The sequence below is a fragment of the Leclercia sp. UBA7405 genome, assembly GCF_037152215.1.
Lineage (GTDB): Bacteria > Pseudomonadota > Gammaproteobacteria > Enterobacterales > Enterobacteriaceae > Enterobacter > Enterobacter pneumoniae.
Genome location: NZ_JBBCMR010000001.1, coordinates 93,006 through 114,274, shown reverse-complemented (window position 1 = coordinate 114,274; position 21,269 = coordinate 93,006). Strand labels below are relative to the sequence as shown.

At 56.3% G+C, this 21,269-nt stretch carries 17 protein-coding genes; 4 read left to right on the top strand and 13 right to left on the bottom strand.

Annotation, left to right across the window (positions count from 1 at the left end; genetic code table 11):
* Window positions 1-15: 15 nt before the first annotated feature.
* The 8 genes from WFN75_RS00550 to queA all read right to left on the bottom strand — a co-directional run bounded on the left by WFN75_RS00550 (window position 16) and on the right by queA (window position 8,129).
* The gene (locus WFN75_RS00550) at window positions 16-696 is read right to left on the bottom strand and encodes a helix-turn-helix transcriptional regulator (RefSeq protein ID WP_040076941.1); all 681 of its coding nucleotides are present in this window, start codon (window positions 694-696) and stop codon (window positions 16-18) included.
* 22 nt (window positions 697-718) lie between these two features.
* The gene (locus tag WFN75_RS00545) at window positions 719-1,084 is read right to left on the bottom strand and encodes a VOC family protein (RefSeq protein WP_336995430.1); all 366 of its coding nucleotides are present in this window, start codon (window positions 1,082-1,084) and stop codon (window positions 719-721) included.
* A gap of 77 nt (window positions 1,085-1,161) precedes the next feature.
* Complete coding sequence (locus WFN75_RS00540) at window positions 1,162-2,547, bottom strand: M24 family metallopeptidase (RefSeq protein ID WP_263616373.1); 1,386 nt, start codon at window positions 2,545-2,547, stop codon at window positions 1,162-1,164.
* 116 nt (window positions 2,548-2,663) lie between these two features.
* A complete protein-coding gene (secF, locus tag WFN75_RS00535) occupies window positions 2,664-3,635 on the bottom strand; it encodes a protein translocase subunit SecF (RefSeq protein WP_046884473.1) in 972 nt (323 codons plus the stop codon).
* Between the two features lie 10 nt (window positions 3,636-3,645).
* Window positions 3,646-5,493 (bottom strand): protein translocase subunit SecD, encoded by a 1,848-nt coding sequence (gene secD / locus WFN75_RS00530; protein ID WP_046884474.1) that lies wholly within the window; start codon window positions 5,491-5,493, stop codon window positions 3,646-3,648.
* A 27-nt stretch (window positions 5,494-5,520) separates the two neighbouring features.
* Window positions 5,521-5,853, bottom strand: a complete 333-nt coding sequence (yajC, locus tag WFN75_RS00525; RefSeq protein ID WP_003859109.1) for a preprotein translocase subunit YajC — start codon at window positions 5,851-5,853, stop codon at window positions 5,521-5,523.
* 22 nt (window positions 5,854-5,875) lie between these two features.
* Window positions 5,876-7,003 (bottom strand): tRNA guanosine(34) transglycosylase Tgt, encoded by a 1,128-nt coding sequence (gene tgt / locus WFN75_RS00520; protein WP_040076946.1) that lies wholly within the window; start codon window positions 7,001-7,003, stop codon window positions 5,876-5,878.
* A gap of 55 nt (window positions 7,004-7,058) precedes the next feature.
* A complete protein-coding gene (gene queA, locus WFN75_RS00515; RefSeq protein WP_336995429.1) occupies window positions 7,059-8,129 on the bottom strand; it encodes a tRNA preQ1(34) S-adenosylmethionine ribosyltransferase-isomerase QueA in 1,071 nt (356 codons plus the stop codon).
* Window positions 8,130-8,220: 91 nt separating this feature from the next.
* Here queA and acpH point away from each other — a divergent pair, with 91 nt between their 5' ends.
* The gene (gene acpH / locus WFN75_RS00510; protein WP_207293093.1) at window positions 8,221-8,802 is read left to right on the top strand and encodes an ACP phosphodiesterase; all 582 of its coding nucleotides are present in this window, start codon (window positions 8,221-8,223) and stop codon (window positions 8,800-8,802) included.
* Between the two features lie 127 nt (window positions 8,803-8,929).
* A complete protein-coding gene (locus tag WFN75_RS00505; RefSeq protein WP_040076949.1) occupies window positions 8,930-9,532 on the top strand; it encodes a peroxiredoxin in 603 nt (200 codons plus the stop codon).
* A 47-nt stretch (window positions 9,533-9,579) separates the two neighbouring features.
* On the opposite strand, the gene malZ is transcribed toward WFN75_RS00505, so the two are convergent.
* The 5 genes from malZ to phoB all read right to left on the bottom strand — a co-directional run bounded on the left by malZ (window position 9,580) and on the right by phoB (window position 16,719).
* Window positions 9,580-11,400 carry a maltodextrin glucosidase gene (gene malZ, locus WFN75_RS00500; RefSeq protein ID WP_263616371.1) on the bottom strand — a complete coding sequence of 607 codons (1,821 nt, stop codon included), beginning with the start codon at window positions 11,398-11,400 and terminating at the stop codon, window positions 9,580-9,582.
* Between the two features lie 132 nt (window positions 11,401-11,532).
* A complete protein-coding gene (gene proY / locus WFN75_RS00495; protein WP_212477052.1) occupies window positions 11,533-12,906 on the bottom strand; it encodes a proline-specific permease ProY in 1,374 nt (457 codons plus the stop codon).
* A gap of 77 nt (window positions 12,907-12,983) precedes the next feature.
* A complete protein-coding gene (gene brnQ, locus WFN75_RS00490; RefSeq protein ID WP_046884477.1) occupies window positions 12,984-14,303 on the bottom strand; it encodes a branched-chain amino acid transporter carrier protein BrnQ in 1,320 nt (439 codons plus the stop codon).
* 418 nt (window positions 14,304-14,721) lie between these two features.
* Complete coding sequence (phoR, locus tag WFN75_RS00485) at window positions 14,722-16,008, bottom strand: phosphate regulon sensor histidine kinase PhoR (RefSeq protein WP_336995428.1); 1,287 nt, start codon at window positions 16,006-16,008, stop codon at window positions 14,722-14,724.
* Between the two features lie 21 nt (window positions 16,009-16,029).
* Window positions 16,030-16,719, bottom strand: a complete 690-nt coding sequence (gene phoB / locus WFN75_RS00480) for a phosphate response regulator transcription factor PhoB (protein ID WP_040076955.1) — start codon at window positions 16,717-16,719, stop codon at window positions 16,030-16,032.
* Window positions 16,720-16,901: 182 nt separating this feature from the next.
* Between phoB and sbcD the strand changes: the two genes are divergently transcribed.
* Together sbcD and sbcC are read left to right on the top strand one after the other, a co-directional pair.
* Window positions 16,902-18,107, top strand: coding sequence for an exonuclease subunit SbcD (gene sbcD, locus WFN75_RS00475; protein WP_336995427.1), 1,206 nt, complete (start codon window positions 16,902-16,904; stop codon window positions 18,105-18,107).
* Entirely contained in the window at window positions 18,104-21,238 is a 3,135-nt protein-coding gene (gene sbcC, locus WFN75_RS00470) for an exonuclease subunit SbcC (RefSeq protein WP_336995426.1), read from the top strand. The genes sbcD and sbcC overlap by 4 nt, the downstream gene beginning before the upstream one ends.
* Window positions 21,239-21,269: the final 31 nt, after the last annotated feature.

Below are 21,269 nucleotides of genomic sequence, written 5' to 3'. Positions count from 1 at the left end.
TCCGGGCTGGCTTTTTTATTGCTTCACTTTACGCAAAAAGTCGGCCAGAGAACGTTCTGCACTTTCGCTGAAGCGTCGCCCGGTCAGGGTAATGGTCAGGCAACGGTCGAGGCGAAAACAGCGGTAGTCATTGCGTCGCTCACACCAGGCTGCGAGTAGCCAGTGCTCTCCCCAGAAGAACAGCCCTAACGGCTGCACCTCCCGCCAGGAGAGCTGCCCGGCCTCATCCCGATAATGTAACGCGAGCACCTGCTGGGAAGATATCGCCTGATGAATGACATCAAAGCCGCTTCTCGAATGGGGTTGCAGGGCAATATCCGGCGCGTAAATGCGCGTCTGCTCGGCCTTGCGACGGCTCTCTTCGGGCAAAATAGCGAGCACTTTCTCCTGCGCCGACTCCAGTTCTTTTGAGAGCGACTCACCTCCCCAGGTTTTGAGCAGGCGAATGGCAACGATCAGCGCTTCGGACTCGCGATTAGTCAGCATCAACGGTGGCAAATCAAAGCCCGATAGCAGTCGATAACCACTTCCGGCTTCGCCCTCTATCGGCACGCCCGACAGCGACAGATCGCGGATATCGCGATACACCGTGCGCGCCGACACGCCCAGTCGTTCAGCGAGCAGCGCGGCGGTGGTCAGCCGCCTGCCCCGCAGAATCTGTACGATCTGAAACAGGCGGTCAGCGCGTCGGGTCATCGATTTTCACCTTCACTCGTTATCAGGCGGGCTGATGGAGCCCTACCCGGTTGCCTTCGCTGTCCGTAAACAGCGCGATAGTGCCAATGCCGCGCGGCAGGACCAGCGGGCCGAAAACACATTCTCCCCCGGCTGAGGCCACGCGATCGAGCGTTGCCGCAAGGTTTGGGGTATGAAGATAGATAATCGCCCCCTGCTGCGACGGCGCAATGCCGTCAAATTTTGCCAGCGCACCGCCGACGGCCGGATCATCGTGCGGGAACACGGCCAGTTCCGCGCAGTCCATTGCTTCACGTTTTAGCGAGACCTGCATCACCGGCTCATAAAAGGCGATGGCCCGTTCCATATCCGTCACTGCAATTTCAAACCAGTTAATGACGTTATTCATACATCCTCCTGCCTGTTGAGTAAGTTCAGAAGGAGTGTACGCCTGGCCTCCTGACAGCATACTGTCAGCAGAGTGGCTCACTCAGTAAAAATCAGGGCAAGCGATTGATTTAGCAGCCACGGGCGCAGATAACCGACGGTATTTGAAAGCGGTAAAACCTGCTCGGGCAGCCTGATGCCCAGCTGCGTCTGAATATAGGCCCGGCGCGTACAAATACGCTGCCAGAGCGCGGGCCAGGCGGTCTGAATCTCGTGGCGAAGCGCCTCGTCCGCCAGCGCCACGGTATCTTCAATGCTGGCGCCAGCGTATCCTGCGCGGGAGGGAATGATATCGATTTGCAGGAGCATGCCGCTTTGTAATGTTGCCGCCGAATTCGGTCCAATGGGCGAGCAGAGCCACTCCTCATCCGCCACCAGATGTCCCGGATTAAGGTGCCAGTGGTAGTCTGCTTTCGGCAACACCCGTTCGACCAGGTCATACATCTCACCGCCACGCAGGCCGATACGCAGGTGCTGCAGCCAACTGACCACCGCATTGAAATAGGGTTTGGCGACCACCTCGAGGTAGTCTGCTACCGCCGGTGTTAGCTCATTTTCATCTGCCACCACATAAGCCGCACGGCTGCTTAAGCCGCCTTTATAACCGGTCGTCAGCGAGAATTTATCCCCGCGCTGAATGATTTTATCGCCCGGATAGAGCCTCGCATCAGCAAAACGCTCCCCGGTGGCGGCAATCATCACCACGTTATTGGCCTGCCCCTCTGCCGCCAGCAGCGCGCCGATCTGCTTCTCGGTTTTGCCGGGCGCGATGGCATTCAGCGCCGTGAGAATTGCCGTGGAGGCGAGATTGGCACCGTATTCGTAGTGCGCCAGTTCGTTTGCATTATTGGTGATGCGGGCGCCGCTCTCGGGCGAGATAAAGATCCCCGTTGCATTGCATAACCGCGCCTGAGGTGCCGCCAGGCGCAGGGCATCGACAATAAACGCGGGGAGATCGAACATCTGCAAACTGTCGTCGCGCGCGCCAGTAAATAGCTTCCAGCCCGCCAGCCCAACGGTGTTCGCGCCTGAGAGCCCCGCCTCACGAAGCAACTCCGGGAAGGAGTGCTGATTATCCATCGGCTGGTTTGGCAGTGAAAACCACGGCGCATGGATAACGCGGTTCGCCAGTCGGGCATGCGCCGCCAGCTTCAGGTTTTCATTACCCAGCACCAGGGCCGCCTCCCCCGTCTGTTGCAGTATCAGGAGCGCCTCTTCAAAGCGCGGGATAAACCCGGTGAGATATTCAAAATTGCCGCCGTGCTCTTTGTCGGCATAGATAACCAGCGTATCCAGCCCCTGCTGTACCATGCGGCTAAGGACTTTCGCCTTGCGCTGCTGCAGAGTTTCATCGCTTAGCGTTACAGATGGCACATCGTGCCAGAGGGTCGGTTGGGGAACAGATGAGAGGGTGATGACGGCCATCGGTATTGCTCCATGTCATTTCGCATTCACACTGGAGAGTACCCAAATCCGTGCGCGATGTACCCAAAAAAATCCCGGCCTTGCGACCGGGATTCTGTTTTAACGCGCTGTTGCCTTTACGGCAGAATGGACGGCTGATCCGCCCCTTCTTTTTCGACCTTCTGCTGGATCAGGTGCTCACGCTTCATGCCGAGTTTCAGTGCCAGTGCGGACGCCACGTAAATGGACGACGCCGTACCGATAGAGACACCAATCAGCATGGTCAGCGAGAAGCCTTCCAGTACCGGGCCACCGAAGAGATACAGCATCAGGATCACCATCAAGGTGGTCCCGGAGGTGATCAAGGTACGGTGCAGCGTCTGGGTCAACGACACGTTAAAGATTTCGTACGGCGTACCGCGACGGATCTTACGGAAGTTTTCACGGATACGGTCAGATACCACGATACTGTCGTTCAGTGAGTAACCGATAACGGACATCAGGGATGCCACAATCGTCAGGTCAATCTCAATGTGGAACAGCGACAGTACGCCCATGGTGATCACCACGTCGTGCGCCAGAGCAATAACCACCCCGGCCGCCAGGCGCCACTCGAAGCGGAAGCCAACATAAACGAGGATGGAGATCAGCGCCACCAGCAGCGCCATGGCACCTGTCTGGGCCAGGTCTGCACCCACGCTCGGGCCAACAAACTCAATACGCTTAACCGTTGCATTCTGGCTGGTCGATTCATTGATAACCTGAACGACCTTGCTGCCCAGCTCCTGGCTGCCGTTGGCATCGTGTACCGGTGGCATACGCACCATGATGTCGCGGCTGCTGCCGAAGTTCTGCAGCAGCGGCTCTTCAAAGCCCGCTTTCTGCAGCGATTCGCGCATCTGGTCCATATCGACCGGTTTTTCCAGGGTGATTTCAATCACCGTACCACCGGTGAAGTCCAGACCCCAGTTGAAGCCTTTCACGCCCATAATGACGATGGACAGAATCAGCAGAAAACCTGATATGCCGAAGGCCCAGTAGTCCCAGCGCATAAAGTCCCAGACTTTACGGCCGTGGTTTAATTGTTCAACAGTATATTCCTGTGCCACAACGCACTCCTCAGATAGACAGCTTTTTAACGCGCTTGCCGCCGTACAGCAGGTTCACGATGGCACGGGTGCCGACAATAGCGGTAAACATTGACGTTGCTACACCGATACCGGTAGTAATCGCAAAGCCTTTGATAGCGCCAGTACCCACTGCATACAGGATAAGAACCTTAATCAGTGTTGTTACGTTCGCATCGAAGATGGAGCTGAACGCCCCTTTGTAGCCCTCTTCAATCGCCTGCTGCACAGAACGACCGTTGCTTAGCTCTTCTTTGATACGTTCGTTTATCAGTACGTTGGCGTCGACCGCCACCGCAAGGGTAAGAACGATACCCGCAATACCCGGCATGGTCAGCGTCGCCCCCGGAAGCAGAGACATGATGCCGATAATCAGGACCAGGTTCGCCACCAGCGCACTTGTCGCGATCAGACCAAACTTCTTATAGAAGAAGATCATGAAGATGATGGAGACCACCAGACCGGCCAGACAGGCTTCCAGACCCTGTTTGATGTTCTGCATACCCAGGGTTGGACCAATGGTACGCTCTTCAACAATCTGGATTGGCGCAATCAGCGCACCGGCACGCAGCAGCAGCGACAGCTGACGTGCTTCGTTCGGGTTGTTGATACCGGTGATACGGAAGCTGTTACCCAGTCGGGACTGGATATTGGCGATGTTAATCACCTCTTCCTCTTTCACCAGCACCGAGCGACCGTTCGCATCTTTCTTACCGCTGTCTTTATACTCCACGAACAGGGTTGCCATCGGTTTACCGATGTTGTCCTTAGTGAAGTTAGACATGATGTTGCCACCTGCGCTATCAAGCGAGATGTTCACCTGCGGCTGGTTGTATTCATCCTGGCTGGAAGTGGAGTCGGTAATGTGGTCACCGGTCAGGATCACACGTTTGTACATCACCACCGGCTGACCTTCACGGGTCTGCTTCACTTCAGAGTCGCCCGGTACGCGGCCAGAGGCGGCTGCGGACTGGTCAACGTTGGTGTTTACCAGACGGAACTCCAGGGTCGCGGTCGCGCCCAGAATCTCCTTCGCACGCGCGGTATCCTGGATACCTGGCAGTTCAACCACGATACGGTCAGCACCCTGACGCTGTACCAGCGGCTCGGCTACCCCCAGCTGGTTTACACGGTTACGCAGAATGTTGATGTTCTGCTGAACGGCGTATTCACGCGCTTCGCTCAGACGGGCATCGGTCATCACGGCGCGCAGCTGGTTGCTGCCCTGCGAGGTGATCACCAGATCGCGGTGACGCGACGTCAGGTAAGTGACCGCCTGGTCGCGTGCAGAGCCGTCGCGGAACGCGATGCTCATGCCGTAGTTCTCTTCCTTACGCACGGTGGTGTAAGGGATGCCTTTATCACGCAGATCGCTGCGCAGGCTGTCGATGTTCTGTTCCTGCAGCTTGCCCAGCGCGGTATCCATATCCACTTCCATCAGGAAGTGCACACCGCCACGCAGGTCGAGACCGAGTTTCATTGGCTCTGCGTTTAGCGCAGCCAGCCAACGCGGAGTTGCAGGAGCAAGGTTCAGCGCCACGACATATTTATCACCCATCACGCCCATCAGCGCTTCACGAGCGCGGAGCTGCGTATCGGTGGAGTCGAAGCGAGCAAGGATAGCGCCCTCTTCCAGTGCCACAGACTTAGCGGTAATTTTTTCTTCTTGTAACGTTTTCTGGACCTGGATCAGCGTTTGCTCACTGGCGGCGACACCGCGCGCGCCAGTGATTTGAACAGCCGGATCCTCACCATACAGGTTGGGAAGCGCGTACAGCAGGCCGACGATAATCACGACGACCAGCATGATGTACTTCCACAAAGGATAACGGTTTAACACGGCAGTTCCCTTTGGGAAATGGTTGGATTACAGCGCCTTCATGGTGCCTTTCGGCAGAACGGCAGCTACGAAGTCACGTTTGATAACCACTTCAGTGGTGTCGTTCAGGGCGATAGCAATGTAGCCGTTTTCCGCTACTTTGGTCACGCGACCCACCAGGCCACCGTTGGTCAGCACTTCATCGCCTTTCGCAATGGAGTTCATCAGGTTTTTGTGCTCTTTGGTGCGTTTCTGCTGTGGACGCAGGATCATGAAGTAGAAGATCAGACCGAACACAACCAGCATCAGGATCAGAGACATTGGGCTGCCCTGCGCCGGAGCGCCAGTTGCTGCTACCGCATCAGAAATAAAAAAGCTCATTTAAATTCCCTCATTATTAAAATTAATCAACGTTCAAAGGTGGTACAGCACGGCCCTGACGTTGGTAGAAATCGGTCACGAAGCTCTCTAATTTACCCTCTTCAATGGCCTTACGTAAACCAGCCATTAAGCGCTGATAATAACGAAGATTGTGAATGGTATTGAGACGCGCGCCCAGAATCTCGTTGCAACGATCAAGATGATGCAGGTACGCGCGAGAATAATTGCGACAGGTATAGCAATCGCACTCGGCATCGAGTGGGCTGGTGTCGCTTTTATGCTTCGCATTACGAATTTTTACCACGCCATCGGTCACGAACAGGTGACCATTACGGGCATTGCGGGTTGGCATCACGCAGTCAAACATATCAATACCGCGACGAACGCCTTCAACCAGATCTTCTGGTTTACCCACACCCATCAGGTATCGCGGTTTATCAGCCGGGATTTGCGGGCAGACGTGCTCCAGGATACGGTGCATGTCTTCCTTCGGCTCACCCACAGCCAAACCGCCGACAGCGTAGCCATCAAAACCTATCTCTACCAGACCTTTAACCGAGATATCACGTAAATCTTCGTAAACACTGCCCTGGATAATGCCGAACAGCGCATTTTTGTTGCCGAGCGAGTCAAAACGGTCGCGGCTACGCTGCGCCCAGCGCAGTGACATCTCCATGGAACGCTTCGCGTAATCCCAGTCTGCCGGGTATGGCGTACATTCATCGAAGATCATCACGATATCGGAGCCGAGATCGTACTGAATTTCCATCGATTTTTCAGGATCAAGGAAGATCGGATCGCCGTTGATGGGGTTACGGAAGTGCACACCCTTTTCGGTAATTTTGCGGATATCGCCGAGGCTGAAGACCTGGAAACCGCCGGAATCGGTAAGAATGGGGCCTTTCCACTGCATGAAGTCGTGCAGATCGCCGTGCAGCTTCATGATCTCCTGGCCAGGACGCAGCCAGAGGTGGAAGGTGTTACCGAGGATGATTTGTGCGCCAGTGGCTTCAACTTCTTCCGGCGTCATCCCTTTTACGGTGCCGTAGGTGCCCACAGGCATGAACGCGGGGGTTTCTACCACGCCGCGATCAAACACCAGGCGACCGCGGCGTGCGCGACCGTCGGTGGTATCGAGTTCAAATTTCATTTTTTTTCCTCTGTGTCAGAAAAACAGTCCAACACATTATTCCGGTGCCGCGGACTTATTCCCCGACACGCTCATTCAAAGCCTGCGGATTGTACGTGATAAACATCGCGTCCCCGTAGCTAAAAAAGCGATAATTTTGTTCTACCGCAGCCTTATAGGCATTCATCGTATGCTGATAACCCGCAAAGGCGGAAACCAACATAATCAGCGTCGATTCAGGCAGGTGGAAATTGGTCACCAGCGCATCAATCACTTTGTACTGATAGCCCGGGTAGATAAAGATTTGCGTATCGCCAAAGAAGGGTTCAATCAGTTCGCTTTTGGCCGCCTGCGCCGCGCTCTCAAGCGAGCGTACAGAAGTGGTCCCCACCGCGATAACGCGGTTGCCACGCGCTTTGGTCGCCATTACCGCATCTACAACCTCTTGCGGGACCTCTGCGTATTCCGAGTGCATGATGTGGTCTTCGATAGAGTCCACGCGCACGGGCTGGAAGGTGCCCGCGCCGACGTGCAGCGTTACAAAGGCCATCTCAACACCTTTATCGCGCAGTTTTGCCAGCAGGGGTTCGTCAAAATGCAGGCCGGCCGTCGGCGCAGCAACTGCGCCTGGCTTCTGGCTATAGACGGTCTGGTACAGCTCGCGGTCGGCCTCTTCGTCCGGGCGTTCAATATAGGGCGGCAGCGGCATATGGCCAATGGCATTCAGAATATCCAGCACCGGACGTTCGTCGTTGAACTGCACTTCAAACAGGGCACCATGGCGCGCAACCATGGTCGCGTTGATGCTCTCGTCATCGCCCAGCAGCAGTTCCGCGCCCGGCTTTGGCGCTTTGGATGCGCGAATATGTGCCAGAATACGTTTATCATCCAGCATGCGCTCAACCAGCACTTCAATCTTTCCGCCGCTGGCTTTACGACCAAACAGGCGGGCCGGGATCACACGGGTATTGTTAAAGACCAGCAGATCGCCCGCGTTGAGCTTATCGAGCAGATCGGTGAAAGTACCGTGCGTCAGCGCGCCCGTTGGCCCGTCCAGAGAGAGTAAGCGACAGCTACTGCGCTCAGGCATTGGATAGTGAGCGATCAGGGAATCAGGTAATTCAAAGGAGAAATCGGCGACGCGCATGACTTATACTCGTGACTTAAAAACAGGCGGCTTAGTCTAGTGCTCACACCACTTTGCTGCAACAACTAGCCGACTCCGGATACCGAATCGCATGAATTTTCTCGCTCACCTGCACCTGGCTCACCTGGCCGATAGCTCGCTTTCTGGTAATTTGCTGGCCGATTTCGTCCGCGGCAACCCGGCAGAAGAGTACCCTCCCGAGGTTGTAGAGGGTATTTTTATGCACCGGCGTATCGACGTGTTGACCGATAACCTGCCCGAAGTGACCGAAGCGAAAGGCTGGTTCCGTCCTCACACCCGCCGCGTCGCGCCGATTACCCTGGACGTCATGTGGGATCACTTTCTCTCTCGGCACTGGGCACAGCTCTCACCCGAGATGCCGCTGTCAGAATTTGTTCGCTATGCCCAGACGCAGATAGCAACCATCCTGCCCGACTCTCCCCCACGCTTTGTGAATCTGAATCATTACTTATGGTCAGAGCGCTGGATGGAACGTTATCGCGATATGGATTTTATTCAGAACGTGCTTAATGGCATGGCCAGCCGCCGCCCGCGTCTGGATGCCCTGCGCGACTCCTGGCAAGATCTGGACGACCATTATGACGCACTCGAAACCCGTTTCTGGCAGTTCTATCCACGCATGATGGCGCAGGCAAAAAGCAGACAGCTGTAACCGGTGCGTCATTGATAGGCAAAAGCTCATCGAACGATTGTTAGGGCCTCTTTGAGTTAAGGCGCCACACTCTCTATACTGGCCGGCGTTGCGTTCCAAATAACCTTAGTAAATACAGGAGAATCATATGGTTCTGGTAACTCGTCCGGCTCCGGATTTTACAGCAGCAGCTGTACTGGGTAACGGTGAAATCGTTGAGAACTTCAACTTCAAACAGCACACCAACGGTAAAGCGACCGTTCTGTTCTTCTGGCCGATGGATTTCACCTTCGTTTGCCCGTCTGAGCTGATCGCGTTCGACAAACGTTATGAAGAATTCCAGAAGCGTGGCGTGGAAGTGGTTGGCGTCTCCTTCGACTCTGAGTTTGTACACAACGCATGGCGTAACACCCCTGTCGACAACGGCGGCATCGGTCCTGTGAAATACGCGATGGTTGCGGACATCAAACGTGAAATTCAGCAGGCTTACGGTATCGAACATCCGGACGCGGGCGTTGCGCTGCGTGGTTCTTTCCTGATCGACGCAAACGGCATCGTTCGTCACCAGGTTGTGAACGATCTGCCGCTGGGTCGTAACATCGACGAAATGCTGCGCATGGTTGACGCGCTGCAGTTCCACGAAGAGCACGGTGAAGTGTGCCCGGCTCAGTGGGAAAAAGGTAAAGAAGGTATGAACGCCTCTCCAGACGGCGTTGCAAAATACCTGTCCGAGAACGTATCCAGCCTGTAACTGGCAAGGTTTACGCAAAAGGCCCGCGCATGCGGGCCTTTTTGTTATTAATGGTTGCCTGCCCAGACGGTGGCCGATATCGCCGGCAGAGAGAGCACGCCATCCTGCACGCTGCCTTTCCCCTCTTTCAGAAGCCACGTCTTCACGCTCAATAACGGCGTGTCGTCCAGTACCACTTCGCAGGCCTCACCGCGATTTATCGCCACCAGCACCCGCTGCTGGTTATAGACGCGTATAAACACCACCACGTTATCGTGCGCATAGATCACCTGACAACCGCCGTAGCGCAGGGCCTGGCTCTGTTTGCGCAGCTTCGCCATCCGCTGATAGAGCGCCAGCAGGTGTTTATCCTGCTTCTCTGGCTCCCACGGGAAGGTTTTGCGGCAGAAGGGGTCATTATTGCCATCCAGCCCGACTTCATCGCCATAATAGATGCACGGCACGCCCGGCCAGCTAAAGAGCCAGATGACCGCCAGCGGTAACCGCGCCACATCTTTGCCCAGCAGCGTTTTAAAGCGTGCGGTATCGTGGCTATCCAGCTGGTTGAACATCCGGAGCTGCTGCTGATGCGACAGACTGGCGCGGTAGTTATCCATCCACGCCATGCAGGTTTCAGCGTCGATACGCTGCGGATCGTAAGAGATATCCGTATTCGCCAAAAAGCCCCAGAGCGGGAAAGTAAAACCGCGATAGTTCATCGCCGAATCTTCCGCATCGGCCTGCAGCCACTGACGGGCATCACCGAAATGCTCGCCAAAGACAAAGGCATCTGGCCGGGCGGCTTTCGCCGAACGGGTGATACCGGCGACGTGCTGCAAATTATTCCGCGCGCCGCCCGCTTCGCCAAGCATATGCACGACATCCAGCCGCCAGCCGTCCATGTTCCAGGGGGCTTTCAGCCAGTGGCGGACAATACTCTCCTCGCCGCCATAAATCTCCTGCACCAGCGCATCCGAGGCATAGTCCAGCTTCGGCAGGCTGGGGTAACCCAGCCAGTCAAGCGCGTAGCCCTCGTCGTTGAAGCTATACCAGTCACGCTGGGCCGATTGCGGATTATGACAGGCGCCGCCCATTGTCTGGTTGTGGCGATCAAACCAGGCATGAGAGTCGCCGCTGTGGTTAAAGACGCCATCCAGAATCAGACGCATCCCCTCACGGTGAGTATTTTCACGCAGGCGCAGCAATGCTCCATCGCCACCGAACTGCTCATCTACCCGACGATAATCCTCGGTATCGTATTTGTGCACGCTGGGCGCGGCAAAGACCGGATTCAGGTAGAGCGCCGTGACGCCGAGTTTTTTCAGATAGGGTAACTTTTCGCTGATACCGTCCAGATCCCCGCCATAGAAGGTGGAGCCGCCCGCCTGCGCGGTGACGGGCTCATCCCACTGGCGGAAGATAACCTCCTGCCCGGCGGCGTGGTGATAATAGCGTTGATCCTGCAATGCCGTACGCTGCTGGCTGCGGGCGAAGCGATCCGGGAAGATTTGGTAGAAGACCTGCTCCACCACCCACTGAGGGCCATTATCGGGATAATCGACGGCAAATTGCTCCAGACGGGCCGGTGGAAAACGGCTGAAGCCCTGGGGGGTAAACCACAGCTGGCGGTCGTGCCAGAGCAATTTAAAACTGTAGCGTCGACGCGGCTGGCCGCTGTTTAGATCGATCGTGGCCCGCCATGCCGTGATCCCCGGCTGCGGCTGGCTACGCTGTTTGTGCATTTTCAGCGTCGTCTCTTCATTGTCCACTTCGGCGCGAAGCGTCACCCGCTCAGGCTGATTGTCGCCTGCCAGCCAGAGCGTAATCACGAGCTTGTCTTTGTTTTGCTTAACAAATGGGGCAACCGCGAGGTGCCATGCCTTCAACATTTCGTATCCCCTTTCCCATAATTGAGGCCACCTTGCCATAGGGTAGAGGATGTTCACTCATCGCGGAGACAATTATTAGGGGAGGAGATCGGGGGAGGAGAAAAAATGCCCGGCAGGTGCCGGGCATTCTGATTACTGTACCTTGGCGATCTGACGTTCGTGGCGACGTTTGAAGACCCAGCCCACCAGCAGCAGAGCGATCCACGCGAAGCCTACGTACAACGAAATGCGGGTATCCGGATGGTAACCGATCAGCGCGATAATAAAGACCAGGAAGATCAGCCCAACGACCGTCGTCGCTACCCCACCCGGCACTTTAAACTTCAGCGCTTTCGAGGCTTCTGGCCCCAGACGGCGGCGGAAGGCGATCTGCGACAACAGGATCATAATCCACACCCATACGGTGGCGAAGGTGGCCAGCGAAGCAATCACCAGGAAGACGCGCTCCGGCATGATGTAGTTCAGGTAGACCGACAGCAGCAGCGCGACCGTCATCACCATCACCGTCACCCATGGCGTACCACGACGGGAGGTTTTGGCGAAGATCTTCGGCGCACTGCCCTGCTCGGCCATGCCGTGCAGCATACGACCCACGCCAAATACGTCGGCATTGATGGCCGAGAGCGAAGCGGTCAGCACCACAAAGTTAAGAATGCTGGCGGCAAAGGCAATCCCCAAATGCTGGAAGGTAAGGACAAACGGGCTGCCGTTGGTGCCGACCTGATTCCACGGGTAGATGGACATAATGACGAACAGCGTGCCCACATAGAAGACCAGGATACGCATTGGCACTGAGTTAATCGCACGAGGAATAGATTTTTCAGGATCTTTCGCTTCGCCCGCGGTAATACCGATGATTTCGATCCCGCCGTAGGCGAACATCACCATCTGCAGCGACATCACCATTCCAATCCAGCCGTTGCTGAAGAAGCCGCCGTTGCTCCAGAGATTATGAATTCCGGTCGCTTCGCCGCCGTTGCCAATACCCCAGATAATGATGCCAAAGCCGGCAGCAATCATCACAATGATGGTGGCGACTTTAAAGAACGAGAACCAGAACTCCAGTTCACCGAACACTTTTACGCTCATCAGGTTAACGGCGCAGATGATCATCACGACGCTTAAGACCCAGATCCAGTGCGGCACCGTGGGGAACCAGACGCCCATATAAATTCCGAACGCGGTCACATCGGCGATGGCCACAATCAGAATTTCAAAGCAGTAGGTCCAGCCGGTGATATACCCGGCCAGTGGCCCGAGGTTTTCCTGGGCATAGCGTGAGAACGAGCTGGCTGAGGGGTTATGAACCGACATCTCCCCAAGGGCACGCATGATGATATAGGCCGCGGCGCCGCCAATAATATAGGCCAGCAATACGCTGGGACCGGCCATTTTTATGGCATCTGCCGAGCCATAAAAAAGGCCCGTGCCTATTGCAGAACCCAGTGCCATAAAGCGAATGTGACGGGCGGTGAGACCCCGCTTGAGTTTGTTAGAGCTTTCCATTTATGTCTTGCCATTCAACACAAAAAAACAAAAAACCACGGGGCCATAAGCCCCGTGGTTGTACATTCTGCCGTTGATTAATGCGCGTTCGATGTAACCTGGCGTCCTGCAGCACGATCCCAGATAACAGCCAATACCAGTGCAACAACGGTAGGCATCAGCCAGGCCAGCCCCTGCTCAGACAGCGGCAGACGCTGTGTCCAGGCAGGCAGTACGTCGCCAATAGCGGATGCTTTAATCCCGTCAAGGATACCAAAAATCAGGCTGATAAACATGGCCGGGGCAATAATTCGTGAGGAGTTGTGCCACCACGGGCGGGTAAAGCTCAGCACAACCAGTACAATACACGGCGGGTAAATGGCCGTCAGTACCGGAATGGACACCTGAATCAGGTGGCTCAGTCCCAGATTCGAGACCGCCATTGAGAAGATGCCGAGGATAAACACCAGCGTGCGGTAAGAGAGCGGCAGATACTGCGCAAAGAACTCTGCACAGGCGCAGGTCAGCCCTACCGCCGTCACCAGACAGGCCAGGAAGATCAATACCGCCAGCAGGAAGCTACCTGCACCACCAAAGGTATGCTGCACGTAAGCATGCAGGATCGCCGCACCGTTAGCGCTCTGATCCACCAGCGTGGCGCTATCGGAACCCAGACGGAACAATGCCAGATAGAGCAGCGTCAGGCCCACGCCGGCCATCAGACCCGCCCAGATGGTGTAACGGGTCAGCAGACGCGCTTCCGTTACGCCACGGGAACGCGCAGCGTTGACAATAACGATACCAAATACCATGGCGCCCAGCGTATCCATCGTCAGATAGCCATTCACGAAGCCGTTAGAGAAGGCAGCGTTTTTATAGGCATCCATCGCATCGCTGATGGGGCCTGCAGGCCACATCACGGCGGCCACGGCCAGAACGATCAGCGCCACGATTTTCAGCGGAGCCAGGAAGTTACCTACCGTATCCAGCAGTTTGCCCGGATAGAGAGAAACCAGAATCACAAGCGCGAAGTAGACCAGGCTGTAGATAAACAGCGGCATCGCGCCGTCGCCCGTCAGGGGCGCGATCCCCACTTCGAATGAGACGGTCGCGGTACGTGGCGTGGCAAACAGCGGGCCCACGGCCAGATAACAGACGGTCGCCAGCAGAATGCCAGCCACTTTACCAATCGGGGTGCTGAGGCTGTCCACGCCGCCGCCCACTTTCGCCAGCGCGATAACGGTTAGCACCGGCAGACCCACGGCAGTGATCAGGAAGCCAATGGCTGCCGTCCAGACGTGTTCACCCGCCTGCAAGCCAACCATGGGAGGAAAGATGATGTTGCCTGCGCCAACGAACAGCGCAAATGTCATAAAGCCCAGCGCAACGATGTCGCGCGATTTCAGATGATGGGTCATAAAACCTTACTGCCTGTGGATGTGGTGTTGAAAACGATGAATTTTTCGCCATCCCTGCCGGGACAAAACAGCGGAAAAAATACTCAATTTCAGTGGGATATACTCCCGTACTGGCGTGGAGAAGAATAGTTTTTCGATTTACCACGCAAATATAGTCGGTATGACGATATCTGGGGCGCAATTTAAACGCTTATAACGTTTAAAGGCAATATAGGATCTCAAAACCAGAACATTATGCCGGAATGAAAAGAGTGATTGGAACAATGAACCATGTATAAGAAAAACTCATGGCTAATCATGCGAACAAAAAAGCAACAGCAGTATGAAAATCATGCTCGCTTCGCCTGACTGCAAAGTAAACAGGCCAGCTTTCGCTGGCCTGTGGCAACTTCCGATTACAGCACTCCTCTCAGCCCTTTCAACTGGCAAGCAAACGTTCCGGAATAACGAAGCTGAAACGCGTGCTTACGCCGGGCTGGCTGGAGATATCGAGCCGGCTTTCATGGTGATTAATGGCATGCTTCACAATCGCCAGCCCCAGGCCACTGCCCCCGGTCTGCCGGGATCGGGCTTTATCCACCCGGTAGAAGCGTTCAGTCAAACGCGGAATGTGTTCTGGTGCCACCCCGGGTCCATCATCATCAACGCTAAACTCCGCGCCGGAAGCGACACGCTGCCAGCGCACCTTAATCGAGGTGCCCTCAGGGGTATGATTCACCGCGTTATAAACCAGGTTCGAGATGGCGCTGCGCAGTTCATCTTCACTGCCGCGCACTTTTAACGTGTTGTCCACGTCGAAGCTCAACTGGTGTCTACCGTGGCTTAAGGTCTGGGCTTCACGTTCGAGCAGGCGCAGCATCATCGGCACATCAATGGTATCGTTCAGCGCTAGCGTTGGTGCGGCTTCGATACGCGAAAGCGTCAATAACTGGCGAACCAGCCCCTCCATCCGGTGGGTCTGTTCACGCATGGTGTGCAACGCTTTCTCGCGCGGTGCCCCCTCCAGCGTCTGCTCCTGCATCATCTCCAGATAGCCCTGCAACACCGTTAACGGCGTACGCAACTCATGGCTGACGTTAGCAAAGAAGTTTCTACGCGCCCCTTCCAGCTGGTGCATCTGGGTCACGTCACGCGCCACCATCAACCACTGTTGATCGCTGTAAGGCATGACGCGGATCTCAAGATGACGGCTATTGTTCAGTACCAGATTGTGCGGGCGGGTAAAATCGCGCGCTTTCAGGTAACGGGCGAATTCCGGATAACGCAGCAAGTTAAGGATATTCTGGCCGTTATCGTCCGGCCAGCGCAGGCCAAGAAGCTGCTGCGCCAGGCCATTACACCAGAAGATCGCCCCCTCTTCGGTGGTCAACACCACCGCGTCCGGCAACGATTCGGCGCCGCTGCGAAAGCGCTTAATCAGGCTACCCAGCTCGCGTCGACGCTTTTTATTACGCATCTGCATCTGTTGCAGGCCATACAGGAGCGGCTCCCAACTGCCGCTACCCGGCGGCGGGGTCATGCTTCTGTCTACCCATAGCCACCAGGAGAGACGCAATAAATTCCAGAAGTGCCAGATAAGCAGGCCGGTCACTGCCGCAAGTAAAAACCACGGAAGATAACCCAACACGGCCCCCAGAATCAGGGCCGGAATGCAGCATAAGATCAGTTCAAATAAAAGCCTTTTCCATGACAGACGTTCCAGCACGCGTCACACTCCTGTCATTGTTCAGTAACGGGTCGAGAATCGATAACCCGTGCCGCGGACCGTCTGCACCATACGATCGTGCCCGCTGAGTTCCAGCGCTTTGCGAAGGCGCCTGATATGGACATCCACCGTCCGGTCTTCGACATAGACGTTAGTTCCCCAGACATTGTTGAGCAACTGTTCGCGGCTGTAGACACGCTCCGGGTGGGTCATAAAGAAGTGCAATAATTTGAATTCGGTGGGGCCCATATCGAGTGGGTTTTCGCCGGTCATGACGCGATGAGAGGTAGGATCCAGGCTAAGCCCCTGCATCTCAATCACCTCTTCCACCGCCATCGGCGAGATGCGGCGCATCACGGCTTTGATACGCGCCACCAGCTCTTTTGGCGAGAAGGGCTTGGTGATGTAATCATCCGCGCCGGTTTCCAGACCGCGGACACGATCCTCCTCTTCACCACGCGCGGTCAGCATCACCACCGGGATATCCCGGGTCAGGGCTTCACGTTTAATGTGTTTGATAAATTGCAGACCCGAGCCGCCAGGCAGCATCCAGTCCAGCAGAATAAGATCGGGCCAGGGTTCGTTGAGCTGGTTCACCGCACTGTCATAATCCTCGGCTTCAACGGGCTGAAAGCCATTTTGCTCAAGCACGAAACAGACCATTTCACGGATAGGTGCTTCATCTTCTACGACCAGAATACGTCTCGCCATACATTGCCCTGTCTTAATTAGGTTACATGATTGTAATGCGGCGTCATTATGCGTCAGATTTGTGACAGATTTATGAAAAACTGTTCCGGCTCAGATGGCAAGCTGTTGTTTTCTGGCAACCGTGATTTTCCTGCCTTTAGACGTTTATAATCCCCTTCCCCTCTTTTTGCCACGGATCTGTTATGCGCATACTTCACACCTCAGACTGGCACCTGGGTCAGAATTTTTACAGTAAGAGCCGCGCCAATGAACATGAAGCCTTCCTCAACTGGCTGCTGGAGGTTGCGCAAGCGCAGCAGGTAGATGCCATTGTCGTCGCCGGAGATATCTTCGATACCGGATCGCCCCCCAGCTATGCGCGTGAGCTTTATAACCGCTTTGTGGTGAACCTGCAGCAGACCGGCTGCCATCTGGTGATTGTCGCAGGCAATCATGATTCCGTGGCGACCCTGAACGAATCCCGCGATCTGTTGGCGTTTCTGAATACTACCGTCATCGCCAGCACCGGACACACACCGCAGGTGTTAAAAAAACGCGACGGCACCCCGGGTGCCATACTCTGCCCGGTACCGTTTTTACGCCCTCGCGATGTGGTGCAGAGCCAGGCGGGGATGTCCGGTGCAGAGAAGCAGCAGCATCTCCTGCAGGCCATTACCGATTATTACGCCAGACAATATGCCGACGCCTGTGCCCTGCGGAGCGATAGCGCCCTGCCGGTGATCGCCACGGGCCATCTGACGACCGTTGGCGCCAGTAAAAGCGATGCGGTCCGCGACATCTATATCGGCACGCTGGACGCGTTCCCGGCGCAGAACTTCCCGGCGGCGGACTATATCGCGCTGGGCCATATTCATCGGGCGCAGGTCATCGGCGGCTGTGAGCATATCCGCTACTGCGGCTCCCCTATCGCCCTTAGCTTTGACGAGACGGGGAAAAACAAAAGCGTGCATCTGGTCAGCTTCCATGACGGCAAGCTGAGCGCCGTCGAGACGCTGGAGGTGCCGGTAACCCAGCAACTGGCCGTCCTGAAAGGCGACCTGGCGTCAATTACCCAGCAGCTTGAACAGTGGCGCGGCGTCGCGCAAACCCCGCCAGTATGGCTCGATATTGAGATCACTACCGACGAATACCTGCACAATATGCAGCGCAAAATTCAGGCGCTCACCGAGGGTCTGCCGGTAGAGGTGTTACTGGTGCGCCGCAGCCGGGAACAGCGCCAGAAAAGTCTGCTCGCCGCCCAGCGCGAGACATTGAGTGAACTGAAGGTGGAAGAGGTCTTCGAACGGCGACTGGCCCAGGAAGAGCTGGATGAAACACGGCGCGCGCGGCTGAATGAGCTGTTTAACGATGCGCTAAATACCCTGAATGACGAGGAGTCGCACCCATGAAAATTTTGAGTCTGCGCCTGAAGAACCTCAATTCATTAAAGGGTGAGTGGAAAATCGACTTCACCGCCGAGCCCTTTCTCAGCAACGGTCTGTTTGCCATTACCGGGCCGACCGGTGCGGGGAAAACCACCCTGCTGGACGCCATCTGCCTCGCGCTGTACCACGAAACACCGCGCCTGAACACGCTCTCACAGTCACAAAACGATCTCATGACCCGGGACACCGCCGAGTGTCTTGCCGAAGTGGAATTTGAGGTCAAAGAGGTGGCCTATCGCGCCTTCTGGAGCCAGAACCGCGCCCGCAACCAGCCTGATGGCAATCTGCAGGCGCCGCGCGTTGAGCTGGCCCGCTGTGAAGATGGCAAAATCCTCGCCGACAAAGTGAAAGATAAACTGGAGCTGACCGCCTCCCTGACCGGGCTGGATTACGACCGGTTTACCCGCTCAATGTTGCTCTCGCAGGGTCAGTTTGCCGCCTTTCTCAATGCAAAACCGAAAGAGCGTGCGGAGCTGTTAGAGGAGCTGACGGGAACGGAGATCTACGGCCAGATTTCGGCGAAGGTATTTGAAAAACACAAAGCCGCTCGCCAACAGCTTGAAATGCGCGAAGCGCAAGCCGCCGGGGTGGTGCTGTTAAGCGAAGAACAACAGCAGCAGTTAGTTCAAGGTTTGCAGGCACTTACTGACGAAGAAACCTCACTGCTGGCCGAACAGCAGCGCCAGCAGCGCTGGCATCAGTGGTGGGTGCGCAGTGATGAGCTGGCCCGCGCCCAGCAACAGGCGCAGGCTGCACATCAGCAAGCGCTTCACGCGCAAACGGATGCCCAGCCGCAACTGGCGAGGCTGCAACTGGCCCTTCCTGCACAGGCGCTGCGCCCGCTATGGACGCGCGAGCAAGAGCAGAGTGCCTCTCTCACCCGTACCCGCCAGCAAATTTCAGAAGTGAATGCTCGCTTACGTGACCGGATGGCACAGCGGGGGCGCGTCCGTAACGGTGCAGCGAGCAGCATGGGGCAGCTTGAGGCGCAACAGAAGCAGATGACCCTCTGGATGGAAGCGCATCGTCAGTTTGGTCTCTGGAGTTCGCACATTGCCGGTTGGCGGGCCCTTTTCAGCCAGCAGCAACGCGATAAACAGCAGTATGATGGCCTCAACAAACGGCTTGCGGAGTTTCAGCAAAAACGCGCTGCGTTGCCGCAGCCTGCTCTGACGCTGTCGCCAGAGGAGACCGCCGCCGCCATTGAGCGACAGGTGCAACTGCGCCCGGTGCGCCAGCGCCTCGCCACCCTGCAGGCTCGCTACCAGCCGCTGCAAAAACAACTGGCTGATAATCGCGACGGTCAGCAGAAAGGAGAAGCAGAGAAAACCCGTCTGGAAGAGACCCTGACGGCGCGCCGCCTGCAGTATAAAGAGAAGCAGCAACACTATCTGGATATCAAAACGCTCTGCGAGCAGGAAGAACTGATTAAATCGCTGGAAAGTTATCGCGCCACGCTGGAGGCCGGCAAAGCCTGCCCGCTCTGCGGCTCGACCCACCATCCTGCGGTTTCGCAATACCAGGCGCTGGAGTTAACGGAAAATCAGCGACGCCGTGATGAGCTTGAGCGTGCGGTTAAGCAGCTTGAGGAAGAGGGTCTGCTGCTGCGCGGGCAACTGAACGCGCGTATTGAGCAGTTGCAACGCGAGGCGAAGCTGATCCAGACGCTCTCAGAAGATGAGCAAGCACTTACTAAAGCGTGGCAGGAGAGCTGCGCCCAGCTAGCTATCAACCACTCGATTCAGGACGACATCACATACTGGTTGAACGAGCAGGAGCAGTACGAGCAACAGCTTTACCAGCTTAGCCAGCACCACGCACTACAGGTTCAGTTAAACGACCTGGAACAGCAGCGACACCAGAGCAAACAACAACTCGACGCCCAGCAACAGTCGCTGCAGAGCGCGCTAGAGGCGCTGGCACTCACCGCCCCCGCCGAGGGCGAAGCTGCGGCCTGGCTCGCCGAACGTGAAGCCGAGGCGAATAGCTGGCAAGCGCAACAGACGCAGCTTGCGGCCATCCAGGAGCGTATCCAGGCCCTGAAACCCCTGCTTGATACCCTGCCGCCTTCAGAGCAGGAAGATGAAGAGCCGGTGCCCGAAAACTGGCAGGCGATCCACACCGAGTGCATCTCGCTGCAGAGCCAACTGAATACGCTGCAGGCGCAAGAGAGAGTGGACGCCGACAGGCTGGCGGAATTACAAGAGCAGTTTGCGGCAGCCCTGTCCGCCAGCTGTTTTACCGATCAGCAGGCCTTCCTGGCCGCCGTGCTGGATGATGAGAGCGTGAGCAAGCTGGAGCAGCTGAAACAGACGCTGGAGCAGCAGATCCAGCAATCACGCGCCCTGGCTCACCAGGCAGAGCAGCAGTGTAAAGCGCATGCGGCACAACGCCCCGCAGATCTTCCTGATGAGATCGCGATGCAGACCCTGCAGGAGCAGTTACACCACCTGGCGCTGAAACTGCGTGAAAACACCACACGTCAGGGTGAAATACGCCAGCAGCTAAAACAGGACGCCGACAATCGCCAGCACCAGCAGGTGCTGATGCAGCAAATTGAAGAGGCCGCACGTCTGGCGGAGGACTGGGGATATTTGAATGCGCTGATTGGCTCAAAAGAGGGCGATCGCTTCCGTAAATTTGCGCAGGGGCTGACCCTGGATAACCTGGTCTGGCTGGCAAACCAGCAGCTTATCCGCCTGCACGGCCGCTATCTCCTGCAACGGAAAATCAGCGACGCGCTGGAGCTGGAGGTGGTCGATACCTGGCAGGCCGATGCCGTACGCGATACCCGCACCCTTTCAGGCGGTGAGAGCTTCCTGGTGAGCCTGGCGCTGGCGCTGGCGCTTTCCGACCTGGTGAGTCATAAAACGCGTATCGACTCGCTGTTCCTCGATGAAGGTTTTGGCACCCTGGACAGCGAGACGCTGGACACAGCCCTGGATGCGCTGGATGCCCTGAACGCCAGCGGCAAGACCATCGGGGTGATCAGTCACGTCGAGGCGATGAAGGAGCGCATTCCGGTGCAGATTAAGGTTAAGAAGATCAACGGGCTGGGCTTCAGCAAGCTAGACCGCGCGTTTGCGGTCGAATAAGGCTGCGCCCTCTTGCGCTGCAAGAGGGCGA

Coding starts and splice junctions, on each gene's coding strand:
- brnQ (WP_046884477.1), bottom strand. CDS start 14,303: ATGACCCATCATCTGAAATCGCGCGACATCGTTGCGCTGGGCTTTATG.
- acpH (WP_207293093.1), top strand. CDS start 8,221: ATGAATTTTCTCGCTCACCTGCACCTGGCTCACCTGGCCGATAGCTCG.
- yajC (WP_003859109.1), bottom strand. CDS start 5,853: ATGAGCTTTTTTATTTCTGATGCGGTAGCAGCAACTGGCGCTCCGGCG.
- WFN75_RS00540 (WP_263616373.1), bottom strand. CDS start 2,547: ATGGCCGTCATCACCCTCTCATCTGTTCCCCAACCGACCCTCTGGCAC.
- proY (WP_212477052.1), bottom strand. CDS start 12,906: ATGGAAAGCTCTAACAAACTCAAGCGGGGTCTCACCGCCCGTCACATT.
- phoB (WP_040076955.1), bottom strand. CDS start 16,719: ATGGCGAGACGTATTCTGGTCGTAGAAGATGAAGCACCTATCCGTGAA.
- WFN75_RS00550 (WP_040076941.1), bottom strand. CDS start 696: ATGACCCGACGCGCTGACCGCCTGTTTCAGATCGTACAGATTCTGCGG.
- WFN75_RS00505 (WP_040076949.1), top strand. CDS start 8,930: ATGGTTCTGGTAACTCGTCCGGCTCCGGATTTTACAGCAGCAGCTGTA.
- sbcC (WP_336995426.1), top strand. CDS start 18,104: ATGAAAATTTTGAGTCTGCGCCTGAAGAACCTCAATTCATTAAAGGGT.
- queA (WP_336995429.1), bottom strand. CDS start 8,129: ATGCGCGTCGCCGATTTCTCCTTTGAATTACCTGATTCCCTGATCGCT.
- WFN75_RS00545 (WP_336995430.1), bottom strand. CDS start 1,084: ATGAATAACGTCATTAACTGGTTTGAAATTGCAGTGACGGATATGGAA.
- malZ (WP_263616371.1), bottom strand. CDS start 11,400: ATGTTGAAGGCATGGCACCTCGCGGTTGCCCCATTTGTTAAGCAAAAC.
- sbcD (WP_336995427.1), top strand. CDS start 16,902: ATGCGCATACTTCACACCTCAGACTGGCACCTGGGTCAGAATTTTTAC.
- tgt (WP_040076946.1), bottom strand. CDS start 7,003: ATGAAATTTGAACTCGATACCACCGACGGTCGCGCACGCCGCGGTCGC.